Origin of the sequence: Marinobacterium sedimentorum (genome assembly GCF_024267675.1) — a bacterium.
Classification (GTDB): Bacteria; Pseudomonadota; Gammaproteobacteria; order Pseudomonadales; family Balneatricaceae; genus Marinobacterium_A; species Marinobacterium_A sedimentorum.
In genome coordinates this window covers 1-334 of sequence record NZ_JALDYX010000108.1, presented here as the reverse complement: position 1 = coordinate 334, position 334 = coordinate 1, and the positions used below count along the sequence as shown (strand labels likewise).

Sequence of the window (334 nt, the reverse complement as noted above, 5' to 3'; positions counted from 1 at the left end):
CTGCATCTGCAACGCCGCTGTTATCCAGGCTGATGAGGTTGGTCGTGTCTTCGGTCTCGGCACTGGGCGTGAGGGTAGCGGTCCAGGTGAGGCCGCCATCGGCACTGCTCAAGCCGCTCAGCGCGCCGTTGGCCACCGTGAAGTCGGCTATGGTCAGGCCGGTTACCGCTTCGCTGAAGCTGATGGTCACGCTGGAGGTCTCACCGATTGCCAGCGCCGTATCCGCCACTACGATGGTCGCGGTGGGGCGCAGGGTATCGAGGGCGTAGTTGTTGGAGGCGGTTGTGCCTGAACCGGTATTGCCTGCTGCATCTGCAACGCCGCTGTTATCCAG

The 334-nt window shown here is 63.2% G+C and carries 1 protein-coding gene; it reads right to left on the bottom strand.

Features of this window, described 5'->3' with window-relative positions; all coding sequences use genetic code 11:
* Positions 1-334, bottom strand: a 334-nt coding sequence (locus MRS74_RS23600) for an Ig-like domain-containing protein (protein WP_254582724.1), incomplete at both ends; no start/stop codon positions are given.